The 1,403-nt window shown below is 39.7% G+C and carries 1 protein-coding gene; it reads right to left on the reverse strand.

The window, feature by feature from the left end:
- Positions 1 to 1,403 (reverse strand): beta strand repeat-containing protein (locus HH304_RS21080; protein WP_169685279.1); only part of this gene is annotated, 1,403 nt, incomplete at both ends.

Genomic DNA, 1,403 nt, shown 5'->3' on the forward strand with positions numbered 1-1,403 from the left:
TATGCTCCACCTGTTAATCCATTATAATTAACTGCTGCCAGACTTATTGTCGCTCCACTAGTAGTACCTGAAAGTTGTATATCCGTAGTCTCTCCACTACATATTGATGAGCTATTATTGGTAACTATCAATTCCGGATTAGGATTTACAGTTATTATCACATCAACCGAAGGCCCATTACAACCTTTACCACTTTCCGGAGTAATAGTATAAGTTATATTTTGAGGTGTATTGGTAATATTGGATAATGTCTGATTAATAGAAGATCCAAAACCATTTGAGGCTCCACTTATATTTGAGTTTGAAGAAACAGTCCATGAATAAGTAACAGGAGTCACTCCATTAGTCGTAGATAACGAAATATTTGTTTGACTACCACTACAAATTGTTTCATTCATTGGTAAAGCAACCACATTTGGTAATGGATTCACTGTTACTGTCGGTGTGCCGCTTACATTTGTTGTGGTATTACATCCGCTTGCATTCGCGGTGATACTTGTAATGCTATAAGTAGCTGTTGCTGATGGAGTAATTGTTTCTACATGACCTGAACTGATTCCTACAAGATTAAAGGTTGTACTTCCGTCAGTATAAGAAACATCATAATTAGTTGTTGATCCTGATAATGTAAAAGTTAAATCGACACTCTCCCCTGCACAAAGCTGTGATGCATTCGCAGCCAGGTTTCCACTGACTGTTGGTGATACCGTTACCACTGCTGTACCTGTTGGTGTTGCATCAGCACATCCATTAGCATCGGTTACACTAACTAAGCTATAAGTCGTTGTTGCTGATGGACTTACTGATACTGTTGCACCATCATTGATATTGTTTACTGTATAATTTGTCGTTCCATCTGAATAAACAACATTATAAGGTGCTGTTCCTCCAGTGAAATTGAATGTCAGATTTGTTGACGCACCGCTACAGATCGTTGCTCCGCCAGATAAGGTTCCGTCTGGTACCGGATTCACTGTTACTGTTGGCGTACCGCTTACATTTGTTGTGGTATTACATCCGCTTGCATTCGCGGTGATGCTGGTAATGCTATAAGTAGCTGTTGCTGATGGAGTGATTGTTTCTACATGACCTGAACTGATTCCAACAAGATTAAAGGTTGTACTTCCGTCAGTATAAGAAACATCATAATTAGTTGTTGATCCTGATAACGTAAAAGTTAAATCGACACTCTCCCCTGCGCACAATTGTGATGCATTCGCAGCCAGATTTCCACTGACTGTTAGTGATACCGTTACCACTGCTGTACCTGTTGGAGTTGCATCGGCACATCCATTAGCATCGGATACGCTAACTAAGCTATAAGTCGTTGTTGCTGATGGACTTACTGATACTGTTGCACCATCATTGATATTGTTTACTGTATAATTTGTCGTTCCATCTGA

This window comes from Marinigracilibium pacificum (assembly GCF_012926615.1).
GTDB classification, from domain to species: domain Bacteria; phylum Bacteroidota; class Bacteroidia; order Cytophagales; family Cyclobacteriaceae; genus Mangrovivirga; species Mangrovivirga pacifica.